Consider the following 16,266-nt stretch of genomic DNA (forward strand, 5'->3'; position numbering starts at 1 on the left):
GAAAATCAACATCATTAAAACCTTCGGGTAGCTGTGGTCGACGAGACATCTGTTCTAGATAATGCATGGTAATGATGCCTAAGCATAGTTGGCGGCAGCTTAAGGATTTAGAAAATGCGATTGGTATAATTTTCTGCAATTTGTTTACTTTTCCAGCCAGGTTGGCCAGGGGGGCAAGGGTTTCATCAGTATCTTTTCTCAGCATTTTCCCTGCAGACGTGACTGGTCGTAACAAACAGGGTTGATGGTCACTTTCAATGGGTTGCGCTTGCGCGAGTGGAGTGCCGTTCAGAGAATCCTCTTTCGGGGCTTTCTTAAGTTGCTTGTAGGCGCGAGAATTCTGGATCTGATCGACTTTCATCTTCACCCAGCATGGGTTGAGCACACAGGTCGGAACCAGCAACTGCTTTGTAACGGTATTTAACACAAACTGGTAAAGAGCTGTATCTGCGCCAGGCGGCATAAAGCTTGCGACAGCACCGGCAACACAAGGTCCTGCAATCGGGGTGATGGCGGCAACCAAAATCAGTGGTGTAACGCCAGGAACCAGAGTTACCATCGTCATTTTAGAAAGAGGCTTGATGGCTACTGACGCTGCATGGCTGGCAAGGTTGGTGTTTCTCATATAGCAATGCATTACCCCTTTCATCTGCAAGTCAGTTGCGCCGAAGAACTTTCTGGCAGATTCCCTTTTGGGTTCATCAAGCTTGTACGATGTTGGTTTGACAAACAGATACTGCATAAATTCGCTGCTCAGTATGGAATAGTGAATCTTGCTGTTGTCATCTGTTTTGAAATAAAACGATTGGGCGAGTGATGGGATCTTGGCTAAAAAATAAAGCAAGTTTGGTGCTCTGTCTAAGAGTTTTTGGGCTAGCACCTTCTGATCGACACGGTGCTTCTCCAGACTGCCCTCTACAATGGTATTTTTTAATCCTGCCAGTACCGCTTGCCCTATCCCCGTTCCTGATGCATCTATTGTTTCAGGGAATGTTTTTCCACTTACAGTTAAGGCTGGATCCCAGTTTATGGACTGTAGAATTCTCGCTGCCTCGTTATACATCTTCAGAAAGTGCTTTCTGGCTTTACTGTCTTGCAGAATTGGTTGCATGCTTTTTTTCAATTCTTCAATAGCTGTCTGATTTTCCTGCTCAAAACCAGAAAAGTCGAATCTTTCACATTTTTGTTCCTGAACCTTTTGTCTGAGCACCTGGTGGCATTGATCAAATCTATCGAATGCGTCTGCGAATTCCTTGACATATTCCTTGCTTTGAAATGGATTGATAGTACAGCGTGCATCACCAAGCCTGTTGGGCTCCATTTCAAGACTCACATATTTACTGTACTCATCTTTTCTGGATTCAAGCTCATGAATCTCATCCTGAGCCTGAACGAGTTCGAGTAGTAACCTCCTTACTTTGGTCGCTGTCTGCACGGGTATTTCCGCAAGCACCCGTTCCAGCATTTCAGTACTTTCATAGCTCAATGGAAGCCCCTGCCTATCAGGCTGTATTTCTATCCATTTATCAATGATGCCGGTATCAGTAAGTTTTTGCTCCAATTTTTCTTTTTCGGCTCGCCAATATTCAATATCCTTAACTTGCCCGATGGAAATCTGCCTGGAACTGTCAACTTTGGATAAATAGGCATTCATTTTGTTCACAGGTCTAAATATAGATTGATGCCTGTATATTTTGGTAACATCTCTCCTCAATCCTTCTTTCTGTACAGGCATCAGATCTTCATTATTGTTGATCCTTGCCAAAGCTTCTTCCTTGCTTTCAAGTCGTCTTTTGTATTTTATTTCTGATTTTGCTCTGGAATAGGCAGTTTCTTTTCCGACAAAGTTTGCAGAATGCTGGCAAGAGGGCTTGAACGATGTTTTTTTTACTTTTCTTATGCCAGCCTTACCCTGGGCTGTTACCGCCTGTAACGAATGTACATCATTTGTTGAGCTATCTGAAATAACGTTCCCTTTGATGTCCATACCATTTCCCCTCATTAGAAACTGATAATATGAAGCTTTTTTGGAGCGTCAAATCGATTTGTGAAATCGGAGGGAAGAGTTAGGAGGAAGTATAAGGCAAACACGTGATGCCAGTTGTTGTTGGAATTCGTCAAGATGAATAATTTTTATAATATAGGGCATAAGTCATTTGACCAATAAGACCATGGTTGTAAGCCCACCGTCAGGACAGTACGGTAGCAGCGTCACTGTGGCAGTTCACAGGCTGCCAGTAATGCCTCGACCTGAATGATTGAGGTATAAGAAAATACCTTTTAATCAAAAGGTTATAAGCATAACCTTATACCCCGATCTCAATTAGACCATCTCTTCAGCCTATACTAATCTTCTTCAACATTATCTTTTAAATCTCTTTTTCGACTATTCCTATCTGACGAAGAGAGCCTCCTTCAACCACTTTCCTGGCCTCGAGAATGGATAATGCATCTCCTCATTCAGTGCGAAACTGGATAATCACTGTTGCTGTTCTGTTAATTTTGTTGATCGCCGCTTATTTCTATGTCGAGCACCAGAAAAAATACCCGAACACCAATGATGCCTACGTTCACGGCAATATTATCTATATAGCGCCACAGGTTGGTGGTCGGATCAGTGTCGTCAATGTAGACAACTATGAGCAGGTGCATGCTGGTGAAATGCTGATTCAGATTGATCCAGCATCTTATGAATCACAGCTCAATAAGGCAAAAGCCGCTTACCAGGTGGCCACAGAAGAAAACAAGGCTGCCAGTGAGGGGATATTGGCGGCCAGCAGTAATATTTCCACTGCGGCAGCAAACCTGCGAAAAGTGCAATTGAACTTCCGGCGGACCATGACCCTGGTTTCTGAGGGGGTTCTTCCTGAGCAGGAAGCAGATACTGCCAGAGCGGCGCTCACTACCGCGCAGGATGCGCTGGCCGGTGCAAGAGCACATATGGCTCAGCTGGTCGCTGAACAGGGTGCAGAGGGAGAAGAGGCTCCAGCAGTTCAGGAAGCCGCAGCAGCCTTAATGCTGGCCACATTGAATCTCTCTTACACCAATATTTCAGCCCCGGCCGATGGCGAACTGGGTAAAGTCAACGTTCACCCGGGCAGCGTCGTTAATGAGGGGCAGGCCCTGATGCCTTTGGTGGTGGCAGAAAGTTACTGGATCCAGGCCAATTTCAAGGAGGACGATCTCGGTAGAATCCGGCCTGGCATGCCAGCCAGCGTTGAGCTGGATATGTATCCGGATACCACGTTTACAGGAACCGTTGAATCAATTTCTCCTGCCAGTGGTTCAGCCTTTTCTCTACTTCCTCCCGAAAATGCGACGGGGAACTGGGTAAAGATCACCCAGCGATTTCCAGTGAGCATCCGCTTAAAGGATGCCGATAATCAGCGGGGCAAAGAGCCGCTGAGAGTGGGGGCCAGTGCCACGGTAACGGTGGATACGGTCGCCACTGCTGGTGAACATACCCATGAAAAATAGTGTCAGCCGGCAGGCAGTCACAGCAACCATCATTACTTCTTCCCTGATGGTTCTGATTGATATGACGGTGGCGAATGTCGCACTGCCGGATATGATGGGAGCCCTTGGTGCAACCTCAGATCAAATTACCTGGGTATTGACCAGTTTCAGCATGGCTGAAGCCATCTGTATTCCTCTGGCAGGCTTTTTGACTCTGCGCTTTGGTGAGCGCCAGTTGCTGCTGTACTCCATTGGTGGGTTTGTGGTGATGTCTGCACTCTGTGGACAGGCTGACTCACTGATGGAGATGATCTTCTTCCGGATATTTCAGGGAATATTCGGTGCTGCCGTGATTCCTCTGAGCCAGTCAATTCTCATGCAGGTCTATCCCAGGGAAGAGCAGGGCCGTGCCATGGCTTTATTCTCTATCGGGGTCATGGTTGGTCCGGTTCTAGGCCCGGTGATTGGTGGAATTCTTACCGAGCATTTGAACTGGCGCTGGGTGTTTTATATCAATCTACCGGTCGGTGCGGTCTGTCTGTTGCTGATTTTCAGAAACATTCAGATCAGTAACCGGGGCAAAACATCCATTGACTGGCTCTTGATATTTACCATGGCGCTGGGAATAGGCCTTCTTCAAATGGTCCTATCTCAGGGTAATGAGAAAAACTGGTTCAGTTCGAACTTTATCCTGTTTTCCACCATTGCCAGTGTGCTCCTTATCATCGCATTTGTTGTTCGCTCTTTTCTCACCAAGGGAGAGATTGCCCCGGTATGGATGCTAAAGGATCGAAATCTGGGAATTTCATGCCTAATCGTCAGTTGCTTTGCTGTTGGCACTTTTGGCGTACTGCAATTGCAACCCATGCTACTTCAGGAGCTCCTGAATTATCCAGTAGAGACTTCCGGTTTTATCATGGCACCCAGAGGAATTGCCTCTGCCGTGATTCTGATTATGGCTGCTCCATTGATGGATAAACTGGATAGTCGGATTCTGATTTTTGTGGGGCTGGTTCTTAATGCCATTGGAGTCTGGCAGATGAGCTGGTACTCCCTGGAGATTGATCCATTCTGGATTATTTTGCCTTCAGTGATTCAGGGGGCAGGGCTGGGGCTGGTTTTTGCACCTTTGTCAAAAATTGCATTTTCGACACTCAGGCCTGAGCTCATTCCTGGAGGTACAGCAATGTTCAACCTCTGTCGTACCATAGGCTCTTCAATAGGTATTGCAGTCATCAATACCTATTTCAGCTATGTAAAGCAGCTGGAGTGGCAAAGTCTGGGAGGGAGTTTATCGCCAGATAACAAGCTGTTGCAGGACTATGCTGAGGCAACTGGTGAGACCATTACGAACACGGCCTTTATTGAGCAGATTGCGGGTTTACTCAAGCAGCAATCGACGATGCTGGCGTTTATCTATTGTTTCATGCTCATGGTCTTTATCTACCTGACCCTGATGCTGCTGCTTCCACTATTCAGGAAAAAAGCGCAAAGCAGCAGCTCGCCATGAAATGGGTTAAATCGCTAGGGCCTGTTCTACTGCATTGCCAACGTAAGTGGCTGGTGTCAGCGCTTTTAACTCGACCTTTACATTAGCAGGAAGCTCCAGACCATCAATGAACGTTGCCAGAGTTTCTTTGGTAATACCTTCCTGACCACGGGTCAGTGCTTTGAGCTTTTCGTAAGGCTGTTCGATACCATAGCGGCGCATTACGGTTTGGATGGGTTCTGCCAGTACCTCCCAGGCGTTATCCAGATCCTGATCAAGACGGGCAGGGGAGGCCTCCAGTTTGCCGATGCCTTTCAGAGTTGCGGCATAGGCAATCAGACTCTGGCCCAGCCCAACCCCCATGTTGCGCAGTACAGTGGAATCAGTCAGGTCCCGCTGCCATCTGGAAACCGGCAGTTTGGCGGCAAGATGCTGCATAATAGCGTTAGCAATGCCCAGGTTGCCTTCAGAGTTTTCAAAATCAATCGGATTTACTTTGTGAGGCATTGTTGAAGAGCCTACTTCACCGGCAACCGTTTTCTGTTTGAAATAGCCCAGAGAGATGTAACCCCAGACATCCCGGTCAAAGTCGATCAGAATGGTATTGAAACGGCAGATGGCATCATAAAGCTCAGCAATGTAGTCGTGAGGCTCAATTTGCGTAGTGTAGGGGTTCCACTCCAGACCGAGACTGGTGACGAACTGCTCGGCATGATCAGCCCAGTTCAGTTCAGGGTAGGCTGACAGATGGGCATTGTAGTTGCCGACAGCACCATTAATTTTTCCCATAGGGATAATGCTTTCAATCTGTCTGAGTTGACGTTTAAGGCGGTAAGCCACATTAGCCATCTCTTTACCAAGCGTGGTAGGGGATGCAGTTTGTCCATGGGTTCTGGATAACATGGGCTGGTGAGCATGTGTCTTGGCCAGACTTTCAATGGCGGAGATGATTTTTCGCATCTCTGGCAATACTGCCTCTTCCATGCCAGTTTTCAGCATCAAGCCATGAGAAAGGTTATTTATATCTTCCGATGTGCAGGCAAAGTGGACAAATTCACTGATCGCTGACAATTCATCATTACCCTGAAAGCGCTCCTTGATCAGGTATTCGACCGCTTTAACATCATGATTGGTGGTGCGTTCAATCTCTTTAACCCGCTCCGCCTCTGCCATGGAGAAACCACTGACCAAACTATCCAGCACCTGGTTAGCTTGTTCTGAAAGTGCAGGAACCTCTGTAACGGCAGAGTGATTGGCCAGAGATTGCAGCCAGCGAACCTCAACCGCAACCCGAAAACGGATCAGTCCATACTCACTGAAAATGGTTCTGAGGGATTGGGTCTTGTCACCATAACGTCCATCAATGGGGGAGACGGCGGTCAGTGCATTCAGCTCCATGTTTTATGCCTTAAGCTCGGGGAAAAGGGCGCATGATAACGGATACCTCTGTTAGATTCTAATCATTGACTGATTGGCCTGGATCAGAATGTGGGGCACAGGTGGTATCACAGGCGATTTTCCAATGGGGTGGATAATGACGGCACCGGGAAGTGCCCTTTAAAATTCAGGTATTACAGTTTCTTGAGACCATCAAGTAGCTTGCTTCTGCTGATAAACAGGTGCCAGCGGCTGCCACCACACTGTCGCCAGAGGGTAGCAGAACGAATACCTGCCAGCAGAATCGCTCGAATCCGATTAGCATTAACCGGATTCTGAAGGTAGCGCATATCCCCAGCCACCTGTATTCGAGTTTTGAAGGTACTGATCGTATCCAGGTAGATGCTGGCCAGATTTGAAATCACATTTTCGTGAAGCATGCCAAAATGTTCGACCTGCTCTTTGGTTCTATTGAGTCGCTCTCCAATGGTATTCAGCATTTTTGGGTTACGACTCAGCTTTTTCTCTATGTGAATCAGTGCCAGCGCATAGCGGATAACATCCCCCTGAATGGCCGAGCTGTCCCTGCTTAATACGGACTCAAGGGTTTTTCTCCCCATGGCCAGGCTGTCAAAACCACCATAAACCTCTGACACGTCATTGGGGGAGGTTACAAAAATACTGTGGATGGACGGGGTCAGAGCCTGTTCACTCAATTGCCCGGTCCTTGCCAGTTTATCTACCAACTCTGCGGCCTGGAACACACCAGATAATGCAGCCGCCTGATCCTTTGTAGAATATCGCACCAATCTTCTTCTCTGGGATTTCCGTTGTTGTTGATAAAGTTTCCAGTTTCGTTAAGGTCAAGCCTGGGCTTGTGTCCGTTTTTCAATAACCCCGCCGCCAAGGCACACCTTCTCGTTATGAAGGTCATCATAAAAGACTACCGACTGGCCCGGAGTAACGGCTCTCTGGGGCTGATCAAAGATAACCCGGTAATCACCATTGGCTTCACGGGTTAGGGTACAGCCCTGATCCTGCTGACGATATCGCACTTTCGCCTTGAGCTTGCAGGGCATCTCCGGCGCGTTTCCTGATACCCAGTCAATATGGGAGCAGGTCAGACTGCTCGAGAAGAGCAGGGGGTGATCCTTACCCTGGCCGACAATCAGCACATTTCTTTCGAGGTCCTTATCCAGGACATACCATGGGGCTTCTCCTGCATCTTTCAGTCCACCAATTCCCAGACCCTGCCTCTGGCCAATGGTGTGGTACATCAATCCCGAGTGTTCACCAATCACCTGGCCATCTTCCGTTTCAATGGCGCCAGGCTGTGCAGGCAGGTACTGTTGTAAAAAGTCCTTGAATCGGCGTTCACCGATAAAACAGATACCTGTACTGTCTTTTTTGTCGTATGTGATAAGCCCGTGTTCTTCGGCAATGCGACGGACTTCGGTTTTCTCCAGATCCCCAACAGGAAAGAGGGTGCGGGCAATCTGGTCTTCGCTTACCGCATGAAGGAAATAGGTTTGATCCTTATTATTATCAATCCCTTTAACCAGGTAGCTGTGACCAGCTCTATCGACGCGACGGCAGTAATGTCCCATCGCTATGTAATCGCTGCCAAGAGTTAATGCATAATCCAGAAAGGCTTTAAATTTGATCTCTTTATTACACAGGATATCCGGGTTCGGAGTTCTGCCATTTTTGTATTCATTGAGAAAATGCTCAAAGACATTATCCCAATATTCAGCAGCAAAGTTGGCTTTATGTAAATGAATGCCAAGCTTGTCACAAACCGCCTGGGCATCAGCCAGATCGGTCATTGCAGTGCAGTATTCAGACCCGTCATCTTCCTCCCAGTTCTTCATAAAGAGTCCTTCCACCTGGTAGCCCTGCTGTTGCAGAAGCAAAGCGGATACGGACGAGTCAACACCGCCGGACATGCCAACAATCACTTTTGTTTGGGAAGGATGCTTTATCACTGGGGTATACTGCCACCTGTCAAAAAATAGCTGGCCATTTTACCTTTCCCGATAAATAAGCGCCATACTGCTGGAAATTAATAGTGGTAAATCCAGATAGCGGTTTCGTTTTTGTAACAAAACTTCATTTATTCCTGGCTAAGGATGGTATATGGTATACGCGTTTTTGTGCAGGCAGCTGCCTTGTTGTTGGCAAGGGATTCACCTTGCTGACACTGCTGTTGGATTTGGCTGCGTGCTTTAAATAACGACAAGAAGCGTTGAACCAGTCTTTCATCTGGCCAAACCGATGATTAGCGAACGGAGTTGATAATGGGATACCAAAAGATCAAGGTGCCTGCCAACGGTGACAAAATCACTGTCAACGAGGACCTCTCCCTGAATGTTCCCAATACCCCAGTTATTCCTTATATTGAAGGTGACGGTATTGGTGCTGACGTTTCACCAGCCATGCTGAAAGTTGTTGATGCTGCGGTAGAGAAAGCATACGAAGGGAAACGTAAAATTGAGTGGATGGAAGTCTTCTGTGGTGAGAAGGCTACCCAAGTCTACGATGACAATACCTGGCTTCCAGAAGAAACACTTGAGGCTCTGAAAGAGTATGTTGTCAGCATTAAAGGTCCTCTGACAACGCCCGTTGGTGGTGGTATCCGCTCACTAAATGTTGCTCTTCGTCAGGAGCTGGACCTGTTTGCCTGCATTCGTCCTGTCCGCTGGTTCAAGGGCGTACCAAGCCCAGTAAAAGAGCCTGAAAAAACTGACATGGTTATCTTCCGTGAAAACTCGGAAGACATTTATGCGGGTATAGAGTGGCAGGCTGGCAGTGCAGAAGCCGATAAACTGATCAGTTTCCTGCGCAATGAAATGGGCGTTACCAAAATTCGTTTTGAAAAAGACTGTGGCATTGGTGTCAAGCCTGTGTCAAAAGAAGGCACCGAGCGCCTGGTGAAGCAGGCGATTCAGTTTGCTATCGATAACAACCGTAAATCTGTAACCCTGGTTCATAAGGGTAACATCATGAAGTTTACGGAAGGGTCCTTCAAGGATTGGGGCTACCAGACAGCTGTTGAATACTTCGGCGGACAACCTCTTGATGGCGGACCATGGCATACTGTCAAAAACCCGAATACTGGAGAAGATATTGTCATCAAAGATGTTATTGCTGACGCTTTCCTTCAGCAGATTCTCCTTCGTCCGGCAGAATACGATGTCATTGCAACCCTGAACCTGAATGGTGATTACATCTCTGACGCACTGGCTGCCCAGGTTGGTGGTATCGGCATTGCCCCAGGTGCCAATATCGGTGCACCAACAGCCGTATTTGAAGCAACTCACGGTACTGCTCCAAAGTATGCGGGTCAGGATAAGGTAAACCCAGGCTCAGTCATCCTTTCTGCGGAAATGATGCTTCGTCACATGGGCTGGAATGAAGCAGCAGATCTCATCATCAAAGGTATGGATGGCGCTATTGGTGCCAAGACCGTTACTTATGATTTTGAGAGACTGATGGATGGAGCAAAGCTGGTCAAGTGCTCTGAGTTTGCCGATGAAATAGTTAACCATATGTAATTTTTCAGTTATTTTTTCATCAGTTAAAGCCGGAAATTAATTTCCGGCTTTAACGCTTTAACCCACCTGTTTATTGTCCTTTCTACGCTTATCTCCTGTTACTGTGGGTCATTCAATCAATTTCTGAAAGCCCATTATTGTGATTTGCTCAAGTATCTTTAGAATGAGAAGTGAAGTCTTGGCAAATTTGTCAATTTCTTAGTATATGTGCACTAATTTATCTTCTGTTATCAAATGTCTGTAAACCGTGCCGATCATTAATTTGTGTTCGTTGTTTTATGATTGGCAGTGGTAAGTACTTGCGGTGCCATGATTGTGCTGTTGGTTACCAGACAGTTAAGTTGCAAATTGAAGGTTGGCAGTCATAAAACCATGAGTAATCTCGAACTGTTTCGTCTAAGCTTGGAAAAAGAGGGAGAGGAACAGGAAGGTGATCTGGACGTTGCAGTCGTTCCGGAAAAAACTAGACTGGCTCCCCCTCCCATGTATCAGGTCTTGCTCCTGAATGATGATTTTACACCAATGGATTTTGTTGTTGAGGTACTGGAGAAGTTTTTCAGTATGCCAGAAGGGAAGGCGACTCAAACTATGCTGATGGTACATACCCAGGGAAAAGCCGTTTGTGGTGTATACAGCAAGGATGTCGCGGAAACCAAGGCTCAGCAGGTTAATGAATATTCCAGAGAAAACGACCATCCCCTGCTGTGCAAGACAGAAAAGGCCGATTAGCGTTTTCAAGGTTACACCATATGCTTAACAAAGACCTCGAAGCAACACTGAACAATGCATTTAAAGACGCCCGAGATAACCGTCATGAATTTATGACGGTTGAGCATCTTTTACTTGCTTTACTTGATAATGAGTCCGCAGCAAGGGTTCTTGTTTCCTGCGGAATTGATCTTAATAAACTTCGTCAGGATCTCACTGAGTTTGTCAGCTCAACGACACCGTTAATCCCCGATGATGACAATGAGCGTGAAACTCAGCCAACCCTTGGCTTTCAGCGAGTACTGCAGCGTGCTGTTTTTCACGTACAAAGCTCCGGTAAAAAGGAAGTTACTGGTGCCAATGTGCTTGTCGCCATTTTCAGTGAGCAGGAAAGTCAGGCTGTTTATTTCCTGAAGCAACAGGATGTGGCTCGCATCGATGTTGTTAATTTTATTGCCCACGGTATATCCAAGACGCCTGGTCAGGAGCTCGAAGAGCTTGGTCATGATCTGACCGATGATATGGAGCCGGAGAGCAGTAGTGGCCGCAGCAAGAACCCTCTCAAACTCTATGCTACCGATCTGAATGATCAGGCACGCCTTGGAAGAATTGACCCTTTGGTTGGTCGGGCTGAAGAAGTTGAGCGTGTCTGCCAGATTCTTACCCGTCGTCGGAAGAACAACCCATTGTTGGTTGGCGAGGCTGGGGTAGGGAAAACGGCCATTGCTGAAGGTCTTGCTCGAAGGATTGTTGATGGTGACGTACCTGATGTTTTGTCCAAGGCTGTTGTTTACTCTCTGGATCTGGGATCGCTTCTGGCCGGAACCAAGTATCGCGGTGATTTTGAGAAGCGATTCAAGCAGTTACTTGGTGAACTTAAGAAGCTGGATCACGCGATTCTCTTTATAGACGAAATTCATACCATCATTGGTGCAGGCGCTGCATCCGGTGGAGTGATGGATGCGTCAAACCTCCTTAAACCGATGCTGACTTCTGGTGAGCTGCGCTGCATTGGTTCTACTACATTTCAGGAGTTTCGTGGGATCTTTGAAAAAGACCGGGCACTGGCAAGAAGATTCCAGAAGGTAGACATCATCGAGCCTAACGTTGAAGACACCTTCCAGATACTTCTAGGCCTGAAAAAGAAGTTCGAAGAGCATCATGCTATTGAGTATCAGGATGAAGCCCTGAAAGCAGCGGCTGAACTCGCAGATCGATACATAAATGATCGTCACATGCCAGATAAAGCCATTGATGTTATTGATGAAGCGGGTGCGTATCAGAGGCTTCAGCCTGAGTCTGAACGAAAGAAAGTTATTGAAGTCGATGATGTGGAAAGCATTGTTGCCAAGATGGCCAGGATTCCACCAAAGTCTGTGTCTTCCTCTGACAAGGAGCTTCTCGGTAAGCTTGAGCGTAATCTGAAGATGGTGGTGTTCGGGCAGGACGAAGCGATCACTTCATTATCTACGGCTATCAAGCTTTCAAGAGCAGGCCTTAAAGCACCTGAAAAACCGGTTGGCTCTTTCCTGTTTTCAGGGCCGACCGGTGTAGGTAAAACTGAGGTTTGTCGGCAATTGGCCAAAGCCCTTGGTATTGAGCTGGTACGCTTTGATATGTCCGAATATATGGAAGCTCACACGGTATCACGTCTCATAGGTGCCCCTCCGGGTTATGTTGGGTTTGATCAGGGTGGTCTTTTAACAGAAGCCATCAATAAAACACCTCACTGTGTACTGTTGCTTGATGAAATAGAGAAAGGGCACTCTGATGTCTTCAACCTGTTACTGCAGGTCATGGATCATGGCACCCTGACAGATAACAATGGCCGTAAGGCTGATTTCCGGAATGTAATTCTGATCATGACCACCAATGCTGGTGCTGAAAACATGACAAGAAGTTCGATGGGCTTTCTTGAGCAGGATCATACGACGGACGGCAATGAGGCCATTAAGAAAACCTTCACGCCGGAATTCAGAAATCGTCTGGACGCCATTATTCCCTTTGCCTCACTCAATGACGATATTATCAAGCACGTGGTCGATAAGTTCCTCACTGAGCTTCAGGCTCAGCTGGATGAAAAGCGCGTACAGCTGGATGTTGATGATAAGGCCCGTAGCTGGCTTGCGGAGAAAGGGTTTGATCGTCAAATGGGCGCAAGACCAATGGGTCGTGTTATTCAAGAGCATTTGAAAAAGCCCATGGCCGAACAAATCCTGTTTGGAAAGCTTGCCGAGCATGGGGGCAATGTGAAAGTGACTGTTCGAAAGGGAGAATTACACCTCAAGTTTGAGGCAGCCAAAAGCCGGGCTTCAGACCTTGAGGCTATTGATGGTGAAGCAGGTTAGAAGACAGCAGGAGGTGCTCAGGGGTGAGCACCGCTGTTAGCGAGAACGGTAAGTGATACGGCCTTTAGTCAGGTCGTATGGAGTCAGTTCTACCTTTACCCGGTCGCCAGTCAGAATTCGGATGTAGTTCTTGCGCATTTTTCCGGAGATGTGCGCTGTAACAACATGGCCATTTTCCAGTTCTACACGAAACATTGTATTAGGAAGGGTGTCAATAACGACACCCTCCATTTCCAGACTCTCTTCTTTTGCCATTAAATAACTACCTCAGAGGGGTTGGTACGGCTTGGTTAAATTTGTTGGGCATTCTGCCTGAAAACAATTTGTAAAGCAAAGCACCCTTTACTGTCAGTCGTATTATTTCAGTTGTCTCCATTCCTGGCTGATATAAAGCTCCACAGGACGGTATTCAATTTTGTAATTCATTTTCTGGCAATTTCGAATCCAATAACCTAGATGTAGATAGGGCAGCCCCAGCTTTTTGGTCTCAGCTATCAGCCATAAAATACAATAACGTCCAAGGCTTCGTTGCAGGTAATCAGGGTCGTAAAAGGTATAAATCGCGGAAAGACTGCTTTGTAAATGATCAACTACCGATACAGCAAGCAGCTGTCCATCCAGGCGAAATTCATAAAATGATGTGAATTCGGTACTGTCAACCAGGAAAGATGTGTACTGTTCAATCGTTGCAGGATACATATCGCCATCCTGATGACACTGATTGATATACTTTTCATAGAGCAGGAAATGTTCATCCTGAAAGTCTGCGGAAACTCTGGAAACTCTTAGTGTGGAGTTACGATTCCAGGTCTTTCGCTGTGTTCTTCTCATCTGAAAGGAATATACGGGGACTCTTGCTGGTATACAGGCCCTGCAGCGGTTGCAGTGGGGGCGGTATATATGTTGACCACTTCGTCGAAACCCAACTTCAGCAAGGTCACTGCACAACTGTTTATTCAGCAGAATTTCCGGATCCATAAATAGTGTTGTTGCCTGCTCCTCTGGCAGGTAACTGCATTCATGAGGTTGTGTCGCGTAAAACCTGAGATTCTTATACTGGCTCATTATCGAAGGTCATTCCATTGCCATTCCTGCTTCCAGTTTGCACAGGAAGGTGCTTGTGAGCAATAGTTCTCCAGATAATCTAAAAACCTGGTTCTTGATAACAGCCTGGCTCCGAGAGAGTCCAAATGATCCGAATAGACTTGGCAGTCAATAAGTTCAAAGTTCCAGGCTGAAAGCTGTTCAGAAAGGGCTGTCATGGCAATTTTGGAGGTATTACTTTCTATACTGAACATGGATTCCGCGAAAAAAATTCGCCCTTGAGCTACCCCATATAGCCCTCCAGCAAGCATGCCTTCTCTCCAGACTTCGATAGAGTGTGCATGCCCAGCATCATGCAGCGCAGTATAGGCATCTATCATCTCACGGGTAATCCAGGTTCCTTCCGAGGCCCTGCGGGTGTCTGCGCAAGCTGCTATAACAGCAGAAAAGTCGTAGTCAAAAGTAACCTGATATGATCTTTTTCGAAGCAGTTTTCGTAACGAGCGAGATAAATACAACTCTCCTGGCTTCAACACCATTCGAGGGGAGGGTGACCACCATAAGATAGGGTCACCCTCATTAAACCATGGAAAAATCCCTCTCTGATAAGCCATGATCAGGGTGTCAACCTCAAGATTTCCCCCGATAGCTAAAAGCCCGTCTGGTTGTTTAAGCGCATGCTCAAGGGGAGGGAACCCTGTAACATGATCTGGTAAAAGTGTTATTGTGTCAGACATTATCTTAAGCGTTGTTTTATCTGCTGTTTGTGTACTTTGGTGCGATATATCACGATTCACTGCTCTTATCAGACTACCCTATAACACAGGCTTAGCCCATGAATTTGCAAGTTAGCCATATATAGCTGCAATTTGGTAAAAAAGTCCCCTGAGTTTCTATAGTTATCTGTTCATTTTTTCAGATAGACCTTTCCATATCCTTTTTTATGTATTAGAATCCGCCACCTAGTCTACTGATATTCTGCTTTTTCCAGCCGCTTAATGAAGAATAACTCATATCTTCTTAATATTTCTCTCGCTTCAGTGCGTAACTTTCGCGCTGGTGGAAGCTTTTTATTATTTCCTATCTTATAAAACTCCCCGGAGGTAATCGGATCTATGGGTACCCTGAGCATGGGCGGAAGCATTGATACAAGCAGTGAAATGGATATCATTGAACAGCAACGCCTGGCGGCTCTTATTGAAATTACAGAGCAGCATAACCGGGAAGTAAGCCAGCTCAAATCGCGACTGGAAACTGCTGAGAAGAAAGCTGAAAAAGCTGCTGCCCAGCTGAAGAACATGGAAAATGAACTGAAAGATCTGAGAGCCAGCAATCCTGATCGAATGAAGAAGCAGATCAAGCGTCTTCAAGAGCAGAATCGCACGCTTACTGGTGAAAACAGTGGTCTGAAAACCAAACAAAAGCAGCTCACCCAGCAGCTGAATACAGCAACTCAAGAGCTTGAGCAACTGAAGTCTGAAGAAGCTGAAGCAGAAACTGAGAAGGCGTAATTCCATTAAACTGAATTATTTCTTGGCAGTTCAGTAGGCATCCGGCAACTGCTCACCCCATGCTTTGGGTTGTTGCCGGTAAGCTCACTGCGAGTTTTTTGCGCTTCTCGACACCTCGCTGGGCTTGAGCAATCTCTCTATAGCATGACCAAGCATTTACATACCTGCATTTCTGATGCCATCCCTGCATATTTGAATTAGACTGAATTTCGGTTCTATTCAATAGCAGGAGTGCATGTATGAATGATTGGGTTTCCTGTCAGTATGACAGCATTGACCATATTGAAAAATCCTTTGTCTTTAAGAAATACTCTCGAGCTCTGGCATTTTGCAACGCCATTGCTTGCCTGGCCGAGGCACATGTCCATCACCCACGAATTGTTATTGAGTGGGGTAAGGTAACTGTTGCCTGGGGCACTCACCAGTCGGATGAAGGCAGCGGTGTGCTTACTATTGATCGAGCGCTCGCACAGCGCTGCGATGTTTTATATGAACAGATGAATACCCCCGTTTCCTGATTTCCTCAAACCCTGGGTAACCTGCCCAGGGTGTCTTCGCTTCAGAATAAGCAAATCAGAGCCTTGTATACTCATGTTTTGGGATCGAGTTCTCTTCTTCAAATTAAACGTTCTAATGACGAACTCGAACCATTTGTCATCACCGGCGTAAAAAGTCCTCAAAACACCAGTCCAAAATGACCTGTCGTTAAGTATAGCTTTTTGGGGTGGTCTGCAAGTCTGATAGTTCCAGAAAGTTAAATATTTTACTAAGCTGACTCT

The 16,266-nt window shown here is 46.6% G+C and carries 14 protein-coding genes; 7 read left to right on the forward strand and 7 right to left on the reverse strand.

The genetic code is table 11. The features are described from left to right. On the reverse strand, nt 1-1,987 hold a 1,987-nt coding region (locus AK963_RS16735), incomplete at its 3' end, for a hypothetical protein (RefSeq protein WP_139117465.1). A gap of 452 nt (nt 1,988-2,439) precedes the next feature. Between AK963_RS16735 and AK963_RS16740 the strand changes: the two genes are divergently transcribed. Further along, nucleotides 2,440-3,477 (forward strand): HlyD family secretion protein, encoded by a 1,038-nt coding sequence (locus tag AK963_RS16740; RefSeq protein WP_066016590.1) that lies wholly within the window; start codon nt 2,440-2,442, stop codon nt 3,475-3,477. After that, the gene (locus AK963_RS16745) at nt 3,467-4,966 is read left to right on the forward strand and encodes a DHA2 family efflux MFS transporter permease subunit (protein WP_066016591.1); all 1,500 of its coding nucleotides are present in this window, start codon (nt 3,467-3,469) and stop codon (nt 4,964-4,966) included. The genes AK963_RS16740 and AK963_RS16745 overlap by 11 nt, the downstream gene beginning before the upstream one ends. A gap of 6 nt (nt 4,967-4,972) precedes the next feature. Here AK963_RS16745 and purB read toward each other — a convergent pair whose 3' ends face one another. The 3 genes from purB to mnmA all read right to left on the reverse strand — a co-directional run bounded on the left by purB (nt 4,973) and on the right by mnmA (nt 8,304). Then, nucleotides 4,973-6,343: an adenylosuccinate lyase gene (gene purB, locus AK963_RS16750; protein ID WP_066016592.1), complete on the reverse strand. Its 1,371-nt coding sequence runs from the start codon at nt 6,341-6,343 to the stop codon at nt 4,973-4,975. A 173-nt stretch (nt 6,344-6,516) separates the two neighbouring features. Beyond that, nucleotides 6,517-7,128: a high frequency lysogenization protein HflD gene (gene hflD, locus AK963_RS16755; RefSeq protein WP_066016593.1), complete on the reverse strand. Its 612-nt coding sequence runs from the start codon at nt 7,126-7,128 to the stop codon at nt 6,517-6,519. Between the two features lie 57 nt (nt 7,129-7,185). Then, nucleotides 7,186-8,304, reverse strand: coding sequence for a tRNA 2-thiouridine(34) synthase MnmA (gene mnmA / locus AK963_RS16760; RefSeq protein ID WP_420795617.1), 1,119 nt, complete (start codon nt 8,302-8,304; stop codon nt 7,186-7,188). 315 nt (nt 8,305-8,619) lie between these two features. On the opposite strand from mnmA, the gene icd reads away from it, so the two are divergent. The 3 genes from icd (at nt 8,620) to clpA (ending at nt 12,932) form a co-directional block, all read left to right on the forward strand. Next, nucleotides 8,620-9,876, forward strand: a complete 1,257-nt coding sequence (gene icd / locus AK963_RS16765; protein WP_066016594.1) for an NADP-dependent isocitrate dehydrogenase — start codon at nt 8,620-8,622, stop codon at nt 9,874-9,876. Between the two features lie 372 nt (nt 9,877-10,248). After that, nucleotides 10,249-10,605 (forward strand): ATP-dependent Clp protease adapter ClpS, encoded by a 357-nt coding sequence (gene clpS / locus AK963_RS16770; RefSeq protein WP_066016601.1) that lies wholly within the window; start codon nt 10,249-10,251, stop codon nt 10,603-10,605. A 20-nt stretch (nt 10,606-10,625) separates the two neighbouring features. Continuing rightward, a complete protein-coding gene (clpA, locus tag AK963_RS16775; protein WP_066016595.1) occupies nt 10,626-12,932 on the forward strand; it encodes an ATP-dependent Clp protease ATP-binding subunit ClpA in 2,307 nt (768 codons plus the stop codon). Between the two features lie 36 nt (nt 12,933-12,968). Here the strand turns inward: clpA and infA are convergent, their stop codons facing one another. From infA to aat, 3 genes are all read right to left on the reverse strand, one after another. Further along, on the reverse strand, nt 12,969-13,187 hold the full coding sequence (gene infA / locus AK963_RS16780) for a translation initiation factor IF-1 (RefSeq protein WP_020583463.1): 219 nt from the start codon (nt 13,185-13,187) through the stop codon (nt 12,969-12,971). 102 nt (nt 13,188-13,289) lie between these two features. Beyond that, on the reverse strand, nt 13,290-13,997 hold the full coding sequence (locus tag AK963_RS16785; RefSeq protein WP_066016596.1) for an arginyltransferase: 708 nt from the start codon (nt 13,995-13,997) through the stop codon (nt 13,290-13,292). Beyond that, a complete protein-coding gene (gene aat / locus AK963_RS16790) occupies nt 13,997-14,713 on the reverse strand; it encodes a leucyl/phenylalanyl-tRNA--protein transferase (protein ID WP_066016597.1) in 717 nt (238 codons plus the stop codon). The genes AK963_RS16785 and aat overlap by 1 nt, the downstream gene beginning before the upstream one ends. A gap of 378 nt (nt 14,714-15,091) precedes the next feature. Here aat and AK963_RS16795 point away from each other — a divergent pair, with 378 nt between their 5' ends. Together AK963_RS16795 and AK963_RS16800 are read left to right on the forward strand one after the other, a co-directional pair. Then, nucleotides 15,092-15,487 (forward strand): hypothetical protein, encoded by a 396-nt coding sequence (locus AK963_RS16795; RefSeq protein ID WP_066016598.1) that lies wholly within the window; start codon nt 15,092-15,094, stop codon nt 15,485-15,487. 239 nt (nt 15,488-15,726) lie between these two features. Beyond that, nucleotides 15,727-16,005: a 4a-hydroxytetrahydrobiopterin dehydratase gene (locus AK963_RS16800; RefSeq protein ID WP_066016599.1), complete on the forward strand. Its 279-nt coding sequence runs from the start codon at nt 15,727-15,729 to the stop codon at nt 16,003-16,005. Nucleotides 16,006-16,266 lie beyond the last annotated feature (261 nt).

Origin of the sequence: Endozoicomonas atrinae, from assembly GCF_001647025.1 — a bacterium.
Taxonomy (GTDB): domain Bacteria; phylum Pseudomonadota; class Gammaproteobacteria; order Pseudomonadales; family Endozoicomonadaceae; genus Endozoicomonas; species Endozoicomonas atrinae.